Origin of the sequence: Dyadobacter subterraneus, from assembly GCF_015221875.1 — a bacterium.
GTDB lineage: Bacteria > Bacteroidota > Bacteroidia > Cytophagales > Spirosomataceae > Dyadobacter > Dyadobacter subterraneus.
This window is the reverse complement of record NZ_JACYGY010000001.1, coordinates 1-16,699: the sequence shown is the minus strand read 5'-3', so window position 1 is coordinate 16,699 and position 16,699 is coordinate 1. Positions and strand designations below refer to the sequence as shown.

General features: G+C 39.0%; 14 protein-coding genes. 5 read left to right on the top strand and 9 right to left on the bottom strand.

Annotated elements, in window-relative coordinates; translation table 11 throughout:
- Positions 1 to 207: 207 nt before the first annotated feature.
- Entirely contained in the window at positions 208 to 684 is a 477-nt protein-coding gene (locus tag IEE83_RS00070) for a ferritin-like domain-containing protein (RefSeq protein WP_194118606.1), read from the top strand.
- Positions 685 to 819: 135 nt separating this feature from the next.
- Here the strand turns inward: IEE83_RS00070 and IEE83_RS00065 are convergent, their stop codons facing one another.
- From IEE83_RS00065 to IEE83_RS00055, 3 genes are all read right to left on the bottom strand, one after another.
- Entirely contained in the window at positions 820 to 1,599 is a 780-nt protein-coding gene (locus tag IEE83_RS00065; RefSeq protein WP_194118605.1) for an SHOCT domain-containing protein, read from the bottom strand.
- Between the two features lie 72 nt (positions 1,600 to 1,671).
- On the bottom strand, positions 1,672 to 2,757 hold the full coding sequence (locus IEE83_RS00060; protein ID WP_194118604.1) for a M48 family metallopeptidase: 1,086 nt from the start codon (positions 2,755 to 2,757) through the stop codon (positions 1,672 to 1,674).
- A 14-nt stretch (positions 2,758 to 2,771) separates the two neighbouring features.
- Complete coding sequence (locus IEE83_RS00055; RefSeq protein WP_194118603.1) at positions 2,772 to 3,725, bottom strand: YjgN family protein; 954 nt, start codon at positions 3,723 to 3,725, stop codon at positions 2,772 to 2,774.
- Between the two features lie 166 nt (positions 3,726 to 3,891).
- Between IEE83_RS00055 and IEE83_RS00050 the strand changes: the two genes are divergently transcribed.
- Positions 3,892 to 4,707, top strand: coding sequence for an alpha/beta hydrolase (locus tag IEE83_RS00050; RefSeq protein WP_194118602.1), 816 nt, complete (start codon positions 3,892 to 3,894; stop codon positions 4,705 to 4,707).
- 73 nt (positions 4,708 to 4,780) lie between these two features.
- Here IEE83_RS00050 and IEE83_RS00045 read toward each other — a convergent pair whose 3' ends face one another.
- The 4 genes from IEE83_RS00045 to IEE83_RS00030 form a co-directional block, all read right to left on the bottom strand.
- The gene (locus IEE83_RS00045; protein WP_194118601.1) at positions 4,781 to 6,028 is read right to left on the bottom strand and encodes an MFS transporter; all 1,248 of its coding nucleotides are present in this window, start codon (positions 6,026 to 6,028) and stop codon (positions 4,781 to 4,783) included.
- Positions 6,029 to 6,256: 228 nt separating this feature from the next.
- Positions 6,257 to 6,796 (bottom strand): O-acetyl-ADP-ribose deacetylase, encoded by a 540-nt coding sequence (locus IEE83_RS00040; protein WP_194118600.1) that lies wholly within the window; start codon positions 6,794 to 6,796, stop codon positions 6,257 to 6,259.
- A gap of 48 nt (positions 6,797 to 6,844) precedes the next feature.
- A complete protein-coding gene (locus tag IEE83_RS00035; protein ID WP_194118599.1) occupies positions 6,845 to 7,270 on the bottom strand; it encodes a response regulator in 426 nt (141 codons plus the stop codon).
- A gap of 147 nt (positions 7,271 to 7,417) precedes the next feature.
- Positions 7,418 to 7,999 carry an ASCH domain-containing protein gene (locus IEE83_RS00030; protein ID WP_194118598.1) on the bottom strand — a complete coding sequence of 194 codons (582 nt, stop codon included), beginning with the start codon at positions 7,997 to 7,999 and terminating at the stop codon, positions 7,418 to 7,420.
- 147 nt (positions 8,000 to 8,146) lie between these two features.
- Here IEE83_RS00030 and IEE83_RS00025 point away from each other — a divergent pair, with 147 nt between their 5' ends.
- The 3 genes from IEE83_RS00025 (at position 8,147) to IEE83_RS00015 (ending at position 13,834) form a co-directional block, all read left to right on the top strand.
- Positions 8,147 to 8,497, top strand: a complete 351-nt coding sequence (locus tag IEE83_RS00025; RefSeq protein WP_194118597.1) for a four-helix bundle copper-binding protein — start codon at positions 8,147 to 8,149, stop codon at positions 8,495 to 8,497.
- A gap of 195 nt (positions 8,498 to 8,692) precedes the next feature.
- On the top strand, positions 8,693 to 13,273 hold the full coding sequence (locus IEE83_RS00020) for a carbohydrate-binding protein (protein ID WP_194118596.1): 4,581 nt from the start codon (positions 8,693 to 8,695) through the stop codon (positions 13,271 to 13,273).
- A 138-nt stretch (positions 13,274 to 13,411) separates the two neighbouring features.
- Positions 13,412 to 13,834, top strand: coding sequence for a secondary thiamine-phosphate synthase enzyme YjbQ (locus IEE83_RS00015; RefSeq protein ID WP_194118595.1), 423 nt, complete (start codon positions 13,412 to 13,414; stop codon positions 13,832 to 13,834).
- 33 nt (positions 13,835 to 13,867) lie between these two features.
- On the opposite strand, the gene IEE83_RS00010 is transcribed toward IEE83_RS00015, so the two are convergent.
- Positions 13,868 to 15,025, bottom strand: a complete 1,158-nt coding sequence (locus IEE83_RS00010) for a dienelactone hydrolase family protein (RefSeq protein WP_194118594.1) — start codon at positions 15,023 to 15,025, stop codon at positions 13,868 to 13,870.
- 14 nt (positions 15,026 to 15,039) lie between these two features.
- Entirely contained in the window at positions 15,040 to 16,155 is a 1,116-nt protein-coding gene (locus IEE83_RS00005) for an acyltransferase family protein (RefSeq protein WP_194118593.1), read from the bottom strand.
- Between the last annotated feature and the right edge of the window lie 544 nt (positions 16,156 to 16,699).

The following is a 16,699-nucleotide window of genomic DNA, read 5'->3' as shown; positions in this document are numbered from 1 at the left end:
AGAATTCAATTAACTTACTATCAATTAGTTAAAATAAAAATTTGCAATAAGCACCATACGTAAAAGTACCTTAATTACTCACCCCGCGGGAAAAAACAGCAACACATCACCCCGGTTTTAACATATAAAAACGTCTTCTGGTACATATGTAAGGATGGCATAAAGTTTTTAAATGTTCCATCATTATTCATTTAAAATTACACTGTTATGTCAACTACGAACGAAAATCTTATAGAAGTGTTAAACGACTTGATTCAAATTAATAATGACCGTATTGAAGGTTATGAAAAAGCAATCAAGGAGACAGATGATATCGATGTGGATCTGCAAGGTTTGTTCCAAAAAATGGCAAATGAAAGCAGAGGATATGTATCGGAGCTAACATCACAAGTTTCTGCACTTGGCGGTGAAGTGGCAACAGGTACTACAAATTCAGGAAAAATCTACCGTGTATGGATGGATGTAAAAGCAACTTTTACAGGCCATAGCAGACAAGCAGCGCTTGAAAGCTGTGAAGGTGGTGAAGATGCAGCACAAGAAGCTTACGAAGATGCATTGGCATCAGATGCTGAAATTCCAGCTGATGTAAGACAATTGATCACTGATCAAAAAGCTTCACTGAAAACTTCACATGATTTGATCAAAAAATATCGTGATGCACATCAGGCAGTAAATAGCTTGTAATAATTGCAAAAGATAAAAAAGGCCGGATTGAGAAATTCTCAATCCGGCCTTTTTGTATAAAATCAAAACTAAAACTCAATAAACTAAGAGTTTCAATCAAGTTAACCTTAACAATTTACCATTAAGAATTAACAATTATATCCTGGCTAGCAACTCAGCCTTTTTAGTCTTATACTCTTCTTCCGTGATATGCCCTTTTTCAAATAAACCAGACAATTTTTCAATTGTTGCAAAAATGGAATCCTCAGAAATTGGTGCCAGTGTTGGTTTCGAAGTATTTTCCTTCTCATTCCATCCCTCAGATTTTACAACGTCATAAGCCAATCCTGGCGTTTCCTGTGTGAGATTTCCTGGTTCTGAAATTAATGGCAATGTTGAAATATCAATCGGACCATCCTGGCTTGTTAATAGATAAGATTGTCCCGATCCTTGCTGTTGTGAAACTCCGGAAATCTGGTGATGTTTTGTATCATAAATTGAACGGTTACCATTTTGTTCGATGACCAAACGATGCACCGGACCAAAATATGCATAGCGGAAATTGTTTTGAGATCCGCTTGCCGTTGGATTACCAAAAACGGCTGGCCATGGTTTATCTGATACTCCATTTCTACTTTCAACAGTTTGTTCCTCTGGTTCTTCAAAAAGAATTTCTGTTGAAACGAGTTGCGCAAGTTCCGTACAAAGCTGATCAACGGTGATTTTCAGAGTCCGGTTAAACATATCGCCAACCATCGTCATTCCACCTTTCATCCATTGCCCGCTACCGCCAAGTTCCGGAATGTTAAACTGCGCCATCGTGGCATTACCACTAATCACAGCTTTCAGCATCGATAAAACACTGTCCTGACTTAATTCATATCTTGATGCTATATCTTCAATTTTCTTCTGACCTTCTTTCGTAAGCGCTTTCATATGACTTTCAATTTATTTCAAACCGTTATATTTCAATTAAATATAACAAAAATGGTGCCATACAGCGTGTTTTCATTTAAACTGATCTGCAATTTCGCGCCATTTCTCTTCAAGCTTATCGTTATTTCTGACTACTCGTTGGTGGAAGGCAGCATCTTTTGCATACTTGATTCTATTGTCGGTAAGCGGATGTGTACTCAGGAGATTTAATGTTTTGGAGTCATTTGATTCAGATTTTAACAAAGTGAACAGGTCAGCAAAACCTTTTAAACTTAAATTATTAACCTGTAAAATTTCCACTGCTTTTTCATCTGCATCCTGTTCAAGCTTACGGGAATAACTCAGATTCAGCAGCATATTTGAATTATCAGCCAGAACTGCTGCAATGCCGTTTACATCATTGAATATCAGGGATATCAATAAATAACCAGACAAACTGCGGAAAATACTTTTCAAGGAATGCCGGTAATGAACGTGCGCTACCTCATGCGCCAGAAGCGCCGCCAATTCTTCCTTTGTTTTCATTTTTGATAATAATTTATCAAAAACAACAATATGACCGCCGGGCAAGGCAAAGGCATTCATCTGGTCTTCTTTCACGACAGTGACTTCAACCGGATAATCCGTTTTAAAATTAATTTCCTTGACAAAATCATTAACACTGCGTGTCAGGCTATCATTCTTGTGATACTGCGTAATAATGTTGTCGTACATTGTTTCCCCCATTTGGGTCTCAATGCTTACAGGAATGTTTTCAGCAACAGTTTCGGCGAACCAGGGAAGAATATAAAAATAAGCAAGTGCAATAAAACCAACCAGCGCACAGGCAAGTCCGGTAATTATCGTGGTGTTTTGACTTAATAAAAAATTGATCTGTTTACTGAAAAACGGTTTCCCCGGATATAATTCTTTCAGCGCAACCAGCAAGTTTTCGTCCTTACATTCAATAGTCTGTTTAGGAAAATCACCATACCTGAAAATGTAAAGTGAATTGAAACCAAGATCTCTCTCAATTCCATCGATTTCCCAACGAACAATTTGTTCGATTGAATCCTGGTCTGTAAACTGAATAATCCAGTGATCTGGTTTTAAATGCAAAATTGCCTGATGCGTTACGGACAACTTTCCGTCAAAGTACAAAATATTGAAATGGTACATAAAAGTGCTTTTCCTTATACCAAACCAATATCAATCATATCTGAAATATCTTCACCGGTTGCATCGCGATAATCCATTTCAGTTTGTTCGATGGCATTGACATCCAGTTTTCCTTCGATCAGAATGTTCGAGAAAATAAAGTTAATGGTGCGTACAGTTGCCCAGGGAGTTCCAAGTCCAAGGGTTAATATGACAATGAAGAAATTTCCAAAGATCAATTTAAAATATCCGCCAGCGGTTGTTGTTGAGCGGAATTGTACGATCTCTCCGTTTTGCTCCATTTGAATATTATCGACGAAGAAGCGGAATAAATCTTTTACATACCAGAAAAAATAAATACCTAATGTAATGAAAGTCAGAAAATAACCTTTCAGATTCAATCTGAAATAATCCGTACCTCCGCCGTTATAGGAAAATGAAACACTACCAAAACGCAGGTGTCTAAAAATGTATTTTCTGATTTTTACAACAAACCAGAAATAGTAAATTCCAAAGGTAGAAATGGTAATAAGAGCTCCGATGATAAATTCCTGCAAAAATTCCTTCCGGTCGCCGCGGTAACCAAAATGAATTCCGCGCCATGAAGAACGGGACGCTCTGTATTTTGTAGAACCGTGAATTGCAATTGGAATAAGTAAAATGAAAGCAGCATAAGTAACCAGAAAACCAACACTCATGATTAACGGCTGTTTCGACAAAATGCAGAGTATCAAAAATGCATAGATCACAATAAAAATCCCGATCGCTTTGATAAAACCGATAAACATTTCTTTGCCGGTTCCGTGAAATGTGAAACGGCTTCCTTCAAATTCTGTTTCCTGATAGACATATTGAAGAAGTGCGGCCTTTGCCCATGGATAGTATAAACCAAGGGTGAAAATTGTTAAAAGCAGATTGACAATGTAAATCCCAAACAGTTTGCTGCCTTCTCCGTGAAAGGTAATTTGGCCTAGATCTTTTTCTTCCATTTTTAAAATTGAGAGGATGAGGCACTAAATATAGGATAAATAATATAAAATCTATTTTTATTACTTTCAAAAATAAGCACGTATTCCAAATTTGATTCTCTCCGAGAAAAACACAGTAACCGCCGGCGATTTGTATCTTTTAAATAAAATTACATTAAAATTGAAAATGAAATATTTACTGATTTCCCTGCTTTTTATCTTTTCAAACAGTGTTCTTAAAGCATCCAAAGTTGACACCGTTTCTACATACAGTTCTTCCATGCGTAAGAATATCAAGGCGGTCGTTATTACACCTTATGCGATAAAATCATCTGAAAAACTTCCAGTTTTATATCTTTTGCACGGTTACAGCGGGAATCAGGCGGATTGGATAAGTAAGGTAAAAGAAGTTGCCGGGTATGCGGATCAATATAAACTGATCATTGTTTGTCCCGATGGTAATTTTTCAAGCTGGTATTTCGACAGTCCGGTTGATCCTACCTGGAAATACGAAACTTATGTAAGTTCCGAGCTTGTTTCCTGGATTGATTCACATTACAAAACGATCAATAACAAATCCGGAAGAGCGATTACCGGTTTAAGTATGGGCGGGCACGGTGCATTATTTCTGGCACTCAAACATCAGGATGTTTTTGGCGCAGCAGGAAGTATGAGCGGCGGAGTAGATTTGCGACCCTTTCCTTTAAACTGGGATTTATCTAAAAGACTTGGCTCTTATGCAGAATTTCCGGAAAGATGGGATAACAATAGTGTCATTAACCTGACACATCTTTTAACATCCAAAACACTGCCATTGATCATTGATTGCGGAACGGAAGATTTCTTTTTTCCTGTCAATGTAAAACTGCATCAGAAACTTCTGGACAATAATATTCCACACGATTTCATTACCCGAAAAGGTGCGCATAACTGGGAATACTGGTCAAATGCAATAAGTTATCAGGTTTTGTTTTTCTCCAAATTCTTTAAAATCGCAGCGTAAATTCTAACAAAAAAGCGGAGAATAATTTCTATTCATTAGAAATTATTCTCCGCTTTTTTTATGTGTTTTTATATCAGGTCAGCCTCATCGCAAACAAATCTTTCGACTTGCTGTAAACATAAGTAACTACTAAAAGTGTAATGGCGCCACCAACCAAAACGGTTGGAATTGGTCCAGCCAACCTTGTGGCTAATCCGGATTCAAATGCCCCAAGTTCGTTGGAAGAACTTACAAAAATCCCGCTTACCGAGGCGACACGTCCCCGCATTTCATCAGGAGGGAAAATCTGCATGATTGTTTGACGGATTACCACACTGATACTATCACAAATTCCAGTTGCAAATAACGCCGCGCAGGACAACCAGAAATTAGTTGAAAGAGAAAATATGATTGTAAACACACCAAAACCAGCAACGGAAATCAACATATTTCTCCACGCCTGATGTGTTGGTGGAAAATGTGCCATCGCAAACATTGTGATCAAGGCGCCAACGGATGGCGCAGCCCGCAACAATCCGAGACCTTCGGGGCCAACGTGTAAAATATCTTCTGCAAAAACGGGTAAAATAGCGATCACACCACCAAATAATACAGAAAACATATCCAGTGAAAGCGCGTATAGAATAATTTTAGTACTGAATACAAATCGTAAACCATCTCTCAGACTTTGCCAGATTGTGATGGTCGATAGTTTATTATTAACCGGATTTGTCTTAATCAAAGTGATCAAAACCAGACAAACTACCATGGTGATCATGATAGCGAGCAAAGTATGTGTCAACCCCATATACACATATAGAAAACCTGCAATCCCGGGGCCGATAACCGCGCCGGCTTGTGAAAATGTACTGCTCCAGGTCGAAGAATTGGAATAAATTTCCCGAGGAACCAGAAATGGTTTCAATGAAGAAGAAGCCGGGGAATAAAATCCTTTTGCCAGCCCGATCAGGAAGAAAACCGAATACACCGACCACAAATGCTGATTTGTCGATAAAGCGGCAATCCATTGAGGTTGAAACAGGAAATATAAAATTGCAGATCCGGCAATGATGACAGATAAACTTACCCGAAGAATAATCCGTCTGTCGTTCCGGTCAGCGACGTGGCCGCCGAAAAGTGAAACTGCAATAAAAGGAACAACTTCGGCCAGACCGATCATTCCCAATGCCAGAGGATCGTGTGTTAACCGATAAAGTTCATAACCAATAATCACCTCCTGGATCAGGAGCGCGCATCTGTATAAAAAGCTATTGGCAAGAAAAAAGCGAAATTCGGGATAGCGAAGTGCGGAGTATGCGTCGTGTTTGACTGGTGTATTCAACTTATTGTCAAATTAGTTAAAAGAACCAACCCTGAATCAGAATGGGTTAGCCCATATATTAATTAACAATAAATTACAATCTGAGTTCTCGGTTTTAATATTAGTTTAAAAAAAAGCACGTCCCAGATTATTTATATTTATTAAATTTCAATAATCAGTAAAATTGTACCAATTCTATCATTCTATCATTCTATCATTCTATCATTCTATCATTCTATCATTGAAAAACTAGCTCTTCACCAAACCCAGTTCCCTTTCCAAAAACAAAAAGTTTTCTTCATCAAAACAAACAAAAATTACCTTTTCGATTTTATCGTTTTTTGTTAAAAATCTCGAAACCGTTTTGACAGCAACCTGGGCGGCTTCAAATTTTGGATAACCATAAACTCCGGTACTGATATTTGGAAAAGCAATGGATTTAGCGCCACTCATGACAGCAAGCTGTAAGGAATTAATATAACAATTGGAAAGTTTTTCAGCTTCGTCTTTTCCACCGCCATTCCAAACAGGTCCCACGGTATGGATTAAAAATTTTGATGGTAACTTGCCCGCTGTAGTAATGACTGCCTCACCGGTTTTGCAGCCTCCTTGTCTGGCTACGATTTTTTTGCATTCTGCAAGAATTTCAGGTCCGCCGGCTCTGTGAATAGCTCCATCCACCCCGCCACCGCCAAGCAAAGATGAGTTTGCTGCATTGACAATGGCATCCACAGAAAGTTTGGTGATATCACCTTTGATAAGTTCAATTTTGGATGTAGCGTTTATCATAACCTTTGACAAAATTACGTCTGCTGCTAATTGTTTAAACTTCAAAAATTATAAAAACTCTGCCGGCGAAATACATTCTCTCCAATAGTCCACAATGGTGCGGATTGTTCTTTCAAAATCTTCAAATGAAGCAGGTTTCTTAAAAAATCCCTGAATAGAAGTTGAATATGCGTCGATAACCAATTGTTGGTGAGCACCCGTCGTAAAAAACAGATAAGGAATACATTTGACATTGGCATGTTCATGATTATGCACATTTTCTCTTATTTCAAGGCCATTCATTTTTGGCATATTGATGTCAGACAAAATGAGCAAAGGTTTCAAGTCAGTCGATTCCAGAAATTCCAATGCTTTTATCCCATCTTCAAAAAATAACACTTCGTTATTATAGGGAAGATTTTTAAAAGTTTCTCCTATCAAAAACTGATCTTCCAAATCATTTTCAATGACTATTATAGGTCCGTCAATATTCATAATTTGCCAAGTCTTTAGTTCCGATTTTAAACTGATTAAAAACTTGTTAAAAGAACCATTCCCATCAATAGATTTAACCTTCTAAGTTTGAAGATAGATTCGAAATCAATAAAAAAGCCCGGAAAGTCCGGGCTGATTAAAAAAACATTACTTGGTTATTAATTTCAAATATTCCTCTCCGAGAGGAGATAAAGTATATCCTGGCTCATGGCTGATGGTAAGGCCAAGCGCTTTCAGTTTTCTGATATTCAGTTTTAGCCACTCTTTTTCCTTTTTTGCTTTTATTGCCAAATCAGCGGCTCTCAGTTTCGGATTTTCCTGAATTGCAATTAAAGTTTTTGTTGTCCACTTCCCTACCTTACTGAATTTATCCAGATTATCCAGCGCAGCTTTCAACACTTCCAGCTCGTCCTCGCTGATACTGGCTTTTTCTCTTAATTCGATCCTCGGATCTTCTGAATCAAAAACAACTTCAATTTTATAAATATCTCCATCTTTCTGACTTTCTAAAAGTTGTTTTAATGGCTGTGCAGCTGCAAATCCGGCTTTTTGTGCATCTGCATCTGTAATTTTATCAAGATCGGTTTTTTCCGTTGAAACAATCCGGATCACACCTACGCTGGTTTTTACAAGGCTGCCTGCATTTACCTGAAGCTTTTTCCATTTACGGAATGCCAGTGAAATGTTTCCTGCCTTTATTCCTTCGAGATGTTTTTGTTTAATGAGCATAGTTAATCAATTTCAAAATTTTTATAAAGATAACCTTTCTAACCCAAAAAGTCTGATTTCGAATATTGTCAAAGGTTTAGTGACAACACTGGCAGGATTATTTATTATTGAAAGGCATAAATATTCACTTCCTTAACGAACTCAACCATGACTAACCCAACACTACAAAACTGTATCGATCTTTGCAACGCATGTGCCGCCGCTTGTAATTACTGCGCAAGTGCTTGTTTGAAAGAAAAAGACGTAAATATGCAGGCAAAATGCATAAATCTCGATTTACAATGTTCTGCTTTATGTTACGCCACTGCACAGTTGCTGACATTAGACAGCGAATTTGCTGATGATCTTTGTAAAGTATGCGCCGATGTTTGCAATGCATGCGCCGCAGAATGTGAAAAACATGCAGCAATGGGAATGGAACATTGTGAACTTTGTGCGGAAGCTTGTAGAAATTGCGCCAAAGCTTGTGAAGAAATGGTACAATTAGAAGTTCAATAAATAAAACGATATTTCGTTCTATACCAAATAAACAGCGAAAAGCTCCATGTTGTATAAACATGGGGCTTTCTTGTTTTCAATACAATTACTTTGAAAATTTTTGTACGAACTATTTCTATAAATTTCACAAAAAATATCTACATAGATTGCGAACAAACTGTATATTAGAAAAAAAATTAATAACCAGCGCTTTCTATGAATAGACTTTGCCTTAGCTTAATTTTCTTTTGTACCCTCTTTATCATCAATGCCCAGGGTACCTTTACTTTGCCAGGTAGAATTCAGGCTGAAGATTATGTACAAAAAAGTGATGTTGCCACGGAATCCACAGCTGATGAAGGAGGTGGCCTAAATGTTGGTTATATTGATGATGGTGACTGGCTTGATTACCAGGTCCAGGTTACAACTGCCGGAGTTTATACATTTAAATTCCGCGTTGCCAATAGTTATGGCAACGGAAATCTTGAAATACAAAATGCTGCCGGCAATGTTCTGGGAAATGTCCTGATTCCTCAGACTGGTGGCTGGCAAACCTGGACTACCGTCACTGCACGTGCAATTCTTCCGGCGGGTAATCAGACAATCAGAATTTTTGCAAGAAGCGGTTTATTTAATATTAACTGGTTTGAGGCAGAACAAAAGAATTTCATTCCCGGAAAATTTGAAGCAGAAAATTATACTGCTATCAATGGTGCCGGAACCGATACAGCCGAAGATGACGGAGGAGGTATGGATGTAAGCTGGATTGGTGACAACAGTTGGATGGATTATAGCGTTGACGTAGTTACGGCGGGGATTTACACATTTAAATTTCGTATTGCCAACGGTTTCAGTGACGACGCCTCCATTGCTTTAAAGTCTGCGGACGGAACAGTTTTGGGCGAAATTAATAATCTTCCGAGAACTGGCGGTATGCAAAGCTGGGCAACAACAAATATGACCGCCTACTTACCAGCTGGAACACAAACGCTACGCGTTTTTGCTAAAAAAGGAATTTTCAGCTTGAACTGGTTTGAAGTAGCCGGAGCCAAAGCGCTCCCAGGCAGGATTGAAGCAGAAAATTATGACATATCAAGTGATGTAAGAATCGAAGACACGGGAGACTCTGACGGCGCCAAAAATGTAAGTTATATTGATGACGGAGATTTTATGGATTACAACGTCAATGTTGCTGCTGCTGGCGCGTATAATTTTAATTTCAGAATCGCTAATCGATATGGAGATGGAAAAATTGAGATAAAAAATGCCTCTGGAAATATATTGGGACAAGTTGATGTACCTCGCACCGGAGACTGGCAGACATGGAATACGATCAGCGCAACTGCTACACTTCCGGCAGGTAATCAAATCATCCGCATTTATGCAAACAAAGGAGCTTTCAATTTTAACTGGTTTGATGTAAGCAAAACCAATCTTCTGCCGGGAAAAGTTGAAGCTGAAAATTTTAGTGTCGCAAATGGTACAGGTACTGAAAATACAGAAGATGCCGATGGCGGAAAAGACGTGGGCTGGATTGGAGATAATAATTCCATGGATTACAATGTGAAAGTTGCAACGGCTGGTTTATACACTTTCAATTTCCGAATTGCCAATGGTTTCAGTGACGATGCATCCCTGGAACTAAGATCCGGAAACGGGACTGTTCTCGGGCAAATCAATAATCTTCCCCGAACAGGTGGAATGCAAAGCTGGGCGATAACCAGTATGATTGCATCACTATCTGCCGGAGATCAAACGCTGCGCATTTATTCTAAAAAAGGCACCTGGAGCCTAAACTGGTTTGAAGCAACAGGCTCGAAATCACTGCCAGGTAAAATTGAAGCTGAAGATTTTGATGTTGCAAGCGCCGTTCAATCTGAAACAACCGGTGATGTTGACGGCGTCAAAAATGTAAGCAATATTGACGATGACGATTTTATGGATTATAATGTAAACGTGGCAAATGCTGGCAGGTATACATTTAATTTTCGTGTTGCCAATAGCTACGGTGAAGGGATCATTCAGGTTAAATCTGCAAGTGGTGCTATTCTTGGGCAGGTGGATGTACCACGCACAGGAGGCTGGCAGAATTATACCACATTATCAACAGCGGCTACACTTCCAAAAGGTAGCCAGGTACTTCGGATTTATGCCCAAAAAGGTACTTTTAATTTCAACTGGTTTGAAGTTGTAAGCGGGGCAGTAACACCGGAAAAATCTCCTTCTATTATCACATTTGCAGATCTTGCGGATAAAACTGTGGGTTCCGGGCCTTTTGACTTAATAGCTACAAGTACCAATACTGAATCACCTGTTACTTTTTCATCATCTAATCCTTCGGCTGTATCCGTATCAAATGAAACCGGTTCGTGGAAAGCAACAATTGTTGCAGCCGGTTCAGCAGTTATCACTGCTTCACAGGCCGAAAGCGCAGGTTTTTTAGCAGCCGAAAATGTTACCAAAACACAAAATATTCTTCCCGTTGTAAGCAATCCTGAAAGTCCGTCAACAGCAACCAAAATCACCATTGATCCGAAACGCTGGTATCAGCTTAACAACACAGCAAGAGGATTTGACGGACTTTTTGACGGAGATACGCAAACGGAAGTGCAATTGGGATGGGGATTGGCTCTAAGCAGCTGGGATGCCTATTATCCTTTGCTCGATGGAGAAGAAATTACTTTGGAAAGTATTAAATTCTTCGACTTTGTGGGCGATTTTTCAGCTAATCCAATGACCTTGTCCGTAATAACTGATCAGTGGGAACGTATACCAGTTGCTACTTTTACAGGTCAGGAATATAATGGGTGGGTAGGCCCATACCCAAACAGGCAATTGTCCGGAGATGCTAAATTCAAGCTGGATACTCCAATAAAAAATATTCGCTACCTGGTAGTCAATATAAAAAGCGGTCTGCCCACTGAAATGGAATTCTACGGCACATATAAAGCCGGCAATCAGGTAGCAACACCTGTCCCTGCAAAAGACATTAAATTGAAAGACTTGTTTGGTGTTAACGCATATGAGTGGAATTTTGAAGATGGAAATACGCCATGGGAAATAAATGAGACGAAGATGACCGTTGCCAAAAGTTTCTCCGGTGTAAGACATTACATGGATTGGGATAAACTTGAATCACGGGAAGGTGCTTTTTCTTATAATCCTACACTGAGTGGAGGATGGAATTATGACGCAATTTATGAACGCTGCAAAGCAGCCAATATAGAAGTGCTGGCTTGTCTGAAGCAAATTCCTTCATGGATGCAGGATACATATCCGGCTAGTGAAAGAGATGGAGAAAATGTTCCTGTACGTTATGGAAAAGACTTTTCTGATCCGCTTTCTTATATTGAACAAGCAAAAGTTGCATTTCAATATGCTGCACGCTATGGCAGTAATACCGCTATCGACCCTGCCCTTCTTAGTGTTTATACAGTTCCAAGATGGACTAATGACAATCCCAATACAATCAAAATTGGAATGAATGTTATTAAGTACATAGAATGTGACAATGAGCGTGATAAATGGTGGAAAGGCCGGAAGGCTTATCAAACCGCTCGAGAATATGCGGCCAACTTATCTGCTTTCTACGATGGCCATAAAAATACAATGGGCCCTGCTGTTGGTATTAAAAATGCTGATCCTAATATGAAAGTTGTCATAGCCGGACTGGTTACCGGTTCTGATTATGTAAAAGGAATGGTAGACTGGTGTAAGGAGTTCCGTGGATACAAAGCCGACGGATCTGTAAATTTGTGCTGGGATGTTGTGAATTTCCACTTGTATACGGATAATGGCTCTTCTTCTCAAAGTGGAACTTCAACAAGGGGTGCTGCTCCCGAAGTTACAATTGCGAATACTATTCTTGATGGTTTTGCAAAAGTGTCACATGATGTATCTCAGGATATGCCTGTCTGGATAACCGAAGCAGGCTATGACATAAATCAGGAAAGCCCTTTAAAAGCAATTCGGATCGGAGCTAAATCGGCATTGGAAACACAAGGTGACTGGATTTTAAGAACTTCCTTGTTCTCCGCACGTCATGGTGTTTCAAAAGTTTTCTTTTATCAGATGTACGATGATAACGATGGTGGCGGAATGTTTGGCACCTCCGGATTAATCAATGGAGATATGACAAGAAGACCAGCCGCTGATTATTTCTTTCAGGTCAACAAGGTTTTTGGAGAATATAGTTACAAAGAAACTACCTATCAGGATCCAATTGTAGACCGCTACGAACGTGATGGAAAATCTTTATATATTCTGACTGTTCCTGATGAAAAAGGCCGGACTGTCAACCATACGTTACATGTTGGTGATTTCTCCCATGCAAAAATTTATCGCCCAAAAGCCGGAAGTGATAACTTAGACGTGGAAGAAGTTGAAGTTGTTGCGGGAAATATAAATGTGACAGTAACCGAAACACCAATGTTTGTTGTAGGTTCTGCCTCAAATGCCAGAATAGCCGCAACGGATTCAGCTGCCACATTAGCTTCGCTGGTCACTACGTTGCCAACTACGGAAACCGCTTTAACCCTACACCAATCTGTTCAGGTTTATCCGAATCCAACGGCTCATTTTATTTCAATTGACGTTATGAACAAGAATGATTCGCCTGTTGAAGTAAATATGTTTGATGCTGGTATAGGAAGATTACACAAACAATTGCGTGTTAATAAAGAAAACCAGTCAGAGTTAAAAGGAATCGATATTTCGACCTTACCGATAGGCGTTTATATCATCGAAATAAAACAAGGAAATGACCGTGCCTTCAGAAAAGTGATAAAGGGGTTATAATAACAGAGAATTTATATATTACTATATTGATAAAAGTTGACCGGCTTCTGGTCAACTTTTTTTTGGCTCACGTTCCAGGTTTTAGAGGATCAATTTTAGTATTGATAATTTTATCAGATTTATTAAAAAGGATAAACCATGAAAATATTTCAGCAAGGATTTCAGTTAAAAGAAAAAAGGCGCGGGTTCCATTTGATTACAACCGAGGTTATATACGCATTACCCCAGATTAATGAAATAAAAACCGGGATGTGCCAGGTATTCATTCAGCACACTTCGGCTTCTTTAACAGTTAATGAAAATGCTGATCCGACAGTAAGAAAAGATTTTGAAATGTTTTTTAACAAGACAGTCAAAGAAAATGACCCGGATTATGAGCACGACTATGAAGGTTCAGATGACATGCCGGCGCATTTGAAAGCTTCCATTCTTGGCACTTCAGTAATGATTCCCATACGCAACGGGAAATTAGCTTTGGGAACCTGGCAAGGCATTTATCTTTGTGAACACCGTGATCATGGCGGATCCAGAAGTTTAATTGCAACAGCGTGGGGAGAATGATTTTCAAAATCAGTTTTGAAAATTAAAATTCTGTTATTTCAAATACTTATCAAACCATTTGAATGCATCTGCTTGCATTTCCTGATCAAATTTGTGTGATCCATCGTAAAACCTGGCGCTGTAATGTTGAGAAGCATTGGCTTTTTCATAGACTTCCCTAAGAATCAAATCTGCTTTTTGCATTTCGAATAAAGTATACAACTCATCCTGATTATTATTTTGTACCAATGTTGGCAACGGAACACGTAGTCCAAGTATTTCAGGAAAATCCAGGTAGTTCGGTAACAAAGGTGCATAAGTCATCCAGGTGTGTGTAAACGATTTATGCAAAATCAAATCATTCCATGTCGTCATAAAACCTACACAAACAGCGCATTTAATTCTTGAATCAAGACCACCCAGATAAACAGTGCGTAAGCCACCACCTGACAAACCGCCGCAGCCAATTTTCTCAGAATCCACATTTTGCCGCTCCGATAAAATAGAAAGAGCGATCTGATCTTCTGCCAGCACAACACCGGGCCAAGTTGTGCCTGCACTAAAAAGAGATTTTGACATTACATGTTCATGTTCTGCCGACCATTTGTTATAAGTTTCAATATTTTCCGGCTTTTCTGGGTCGTTATCCGTTTTGTTATTCAAATCCAATGTCCCGAAAGTCAAACCATCGACATCTTCATAATGTACACGTCTGCTCCCAAAAGCGAAAGTGTCATGTACCAAAACAACGTAACCTCTTTTGGCAATTTCATTGGCCCAGGCTTTTCCACCATAATCGGTGAGTTGATGATCCTGGATTAAAGGATGCTGATCGTCGGAGGTTTTGACAATTTTACGGTAACCAAAATACTTTTTTGCCGCATGATCGTGTAATGCCAGAATTCCGGGTAAAGGTCTATTTGCATTAACGGGTTTAAGCAAAACAGCTTTCGTAACTCTTCCATAAGGAAGTTGCCAGGACAGTTCCTCTATTTCTAATCCGTCATAAATATATTTTTTCTCGCTGGTTACTGTTGGTATTTCCGGAAGTGTTGGTTTTGCCAGAAGCTCATTTACTTTATCTACCGCCTTACTTTTCCATTTATCAAGTGCTTCAAAGTTTGAATTCCTGTAAGAAAGAGCTGGTATTTCTTTTTTTAGCGACGTGGCCCATTGTCCATAATCACCAATAATAGTTTTAAAATTATTCATGGAAGATTTAGGGCTTATATCTTTATAAAAATTTTATTTCGGTATAAAAAATAAAGAAAAAACCAAACGATTAAGAGTCCGCCCAACGCGTTCCATACTTCATGCCATGGTTCTGCGCTATGCATATAAAATCCTTCAAAAAGTAAACGTGAAGAAGCGTTAAAATCGATAAATCGTACGGCCAGATATATAGCAAGAGAATTCATTCCTATAACCCGAAAGAAGAATGCCCATTTTTGATATCCCTTTATGTCTATTATCCAATAAAAGAAGGAGAGCAAAAGAAAGGCCATTCCTGCTGTAAGCATAATAAAAGAGCTTGACCATAAGTGTTTATTAACAGGAAAAATAAAATTCCACAGTACGCCAGATGAAATACCAATTAATCCAAAGGAACACATCCATGATAACTTTGTACCCGGAGATTTTTGGCCAAGTAAGATATCACCTGCAATTGTACCAAAAATAGTAAGGCATATGGCGGGAAATGTGGTTAATAATGCCAATTCATCATATGTATCCTGTTTCAATCTTCCTGGCATAAAACTACGGTCAAACCATCCTACCAAATTACCATTAAATGAAAAATCACCCGCACCATATCCGGGAACCGGAATCAGAAGTAAGGCAAGATAATAAAGCACCAGAATAGAAAATGCCCAGTAAAGGCGTGACATAAATGAATAGTTTAAATATAGAATTGCAACCAGGAAAGTTGCGATACCAATTCTTCCTAAAACGCTTCCATATCTAATATGCGCGGGATCAAAAATATTGATGGGAGCATTTTTATCAAGAATCCCCAAAAGGATCAGAACTAACATTCTTACAAATACTTTTTTAAGCAACTCCGATTTGGCAACATTGCGGGAAATAGCACCTGTGAGACTAAAAGATAAAGAAGTACCGGCAAGAAAAAGAAACAATGGAAAAATGAAGTCATAGAATGTAAATCCATTCCACTCTGGGTGTACAAACTGAGCTGCCATCGAATCTACAAATGCTATGTTCGTTTTACCTTTTAATAAGAAAATAAACGTTCCGCCACCGGATATCATCAACATATCAAATCCTCGTAATGCATCAATAGAAGCAAGCCTTCCTGGCAATGAACCGGTTCCGGTGGTCATAATAACAATTATAAGAATGTCTTTGGACTACAAAGTTTAGAAGTGGCTATTTCTAATGTATTATGCTGATTGTAAGTTCGATTATAATACTGAGGGAGGTTTTGACATCAGGATTAGTATTGAATAAGAACTTACAAGGGATTGTGAAGGTTTTTACTGTTCTGATATTTTTGAATTTATAAAGAACAAAAAAGACCATCCTTTCGAGATGGTCTTTTAATTGTGTAATAGTATTGTGGCGGCTACACTAGGCGTGCCCCCTACTTTACCAGATTTGACCGGGTCGCGCAGACCGGGTCACGTTGACCCAAGTATCATCGGCGGTTCCGGGCTTAACTTCTCTGTCCCGGGCCGGGCTCACGGGCGAGCGGACCACGCAGCCTGGGAAGAGGTGAAGCGAGTGTCGCCCCAGACCAGGCCAATAGTAACCAACAAAAAAAGCCTCACATTTCTGCGAGGCTTTGATTATAATAGTATTGTGGCGGCTACCTACTTTACCAGGTTTGACCCAAGTATCATCGGCGGTTCCGGGCTTAACTTCTCT

Coding starts and splice junctions, on each gene's coding strand:
- IEE83_RS00070 (WP_194118606.1), top strand. CDS start 208: ATGTCAACTACGAACGAAAATCTTATAGAAGTGTTAAACGACTTGATT.
- IEE83_RS00065 (WP_194118605.1), bottom strand. CDS start 1,599: ATGAAAGCGCTTACGAAAGAAGGTCAGAAGAAAATTGAAGATATAGCA.
- IEE83_RS00060 (WP_194118604.1), bottom strand. CDS start 2,757: ATGTACCATTTCAATATTTTGTACTTTGACGGAAAGTTGTCCGTAACG.
- IEE83_RS00055 (WP_194118603.1), bottom strand. CDS start 3,725: ATGGAAGAAAAAGATCTAGGCCAAATTACCTTTCACGGAGAAGGCAGC.
- IEE83_RS00050 (WP_194118602.1), top strand. CDS start 3,892: ATGAAATATTTACTGATTTCCCTGCTTTTTATCTTTTCAAACAGTGTT.
- IEE83_RS00040 (WP_194118600.1), bottom strand. CDS start 6,796: ATGATAAACGCTACATCCAAAATTGAACTTATCAAAGGTGATATCACC.
- IEE83_RS00035 (WP_194118599.1), bottom strand. CDS start 7,270: ATGAATATTGACGGACCTATAATAGTCATTGAAAATGATTTGGAAGAT.
- IEE83_RS00030 (WP_194118598.1), bottom strand. CDS start 7,999: ATGCTCATTAAACAAAAACATCTCGAAGGAATAAAGGCAGGAAACATT.
- IEE83_RS00025 (WP_194118597.1), top strand. CDS start 8,147: ATGACTAACCCAACACTACAAAACTGTATCGATCTTTGCAACGCATGT.
- IEE83_RS00020 (WP_194118596.1), top strand. CDS start 8,693: ATGAATAGACTTTGCCTTAGCTTAATTTTCTTTTGTACCCTCTTTATC.
- IEE83_RS00015 (WP_194118595.1), top strand. CDS start 13,412: ATGAAAATATTTCAGCAAGGATTTCAGTTAAAAGAAAAAAGGCGCGGG.
- IEE83_RS00010 (WP_194118594.1), bottom strand. CDS start 15,025: ATGAATAATTTTAAAACTATTATTGGTGATTATGGACAATGGGCCACG.
- IEE83_RS00005 (WP_194118593.1), bottom strand. CDS start 16,155: ATGACCACCGGAACCGGTTCATTGCCAGGAAGGCTTGCTTCTATTGAT.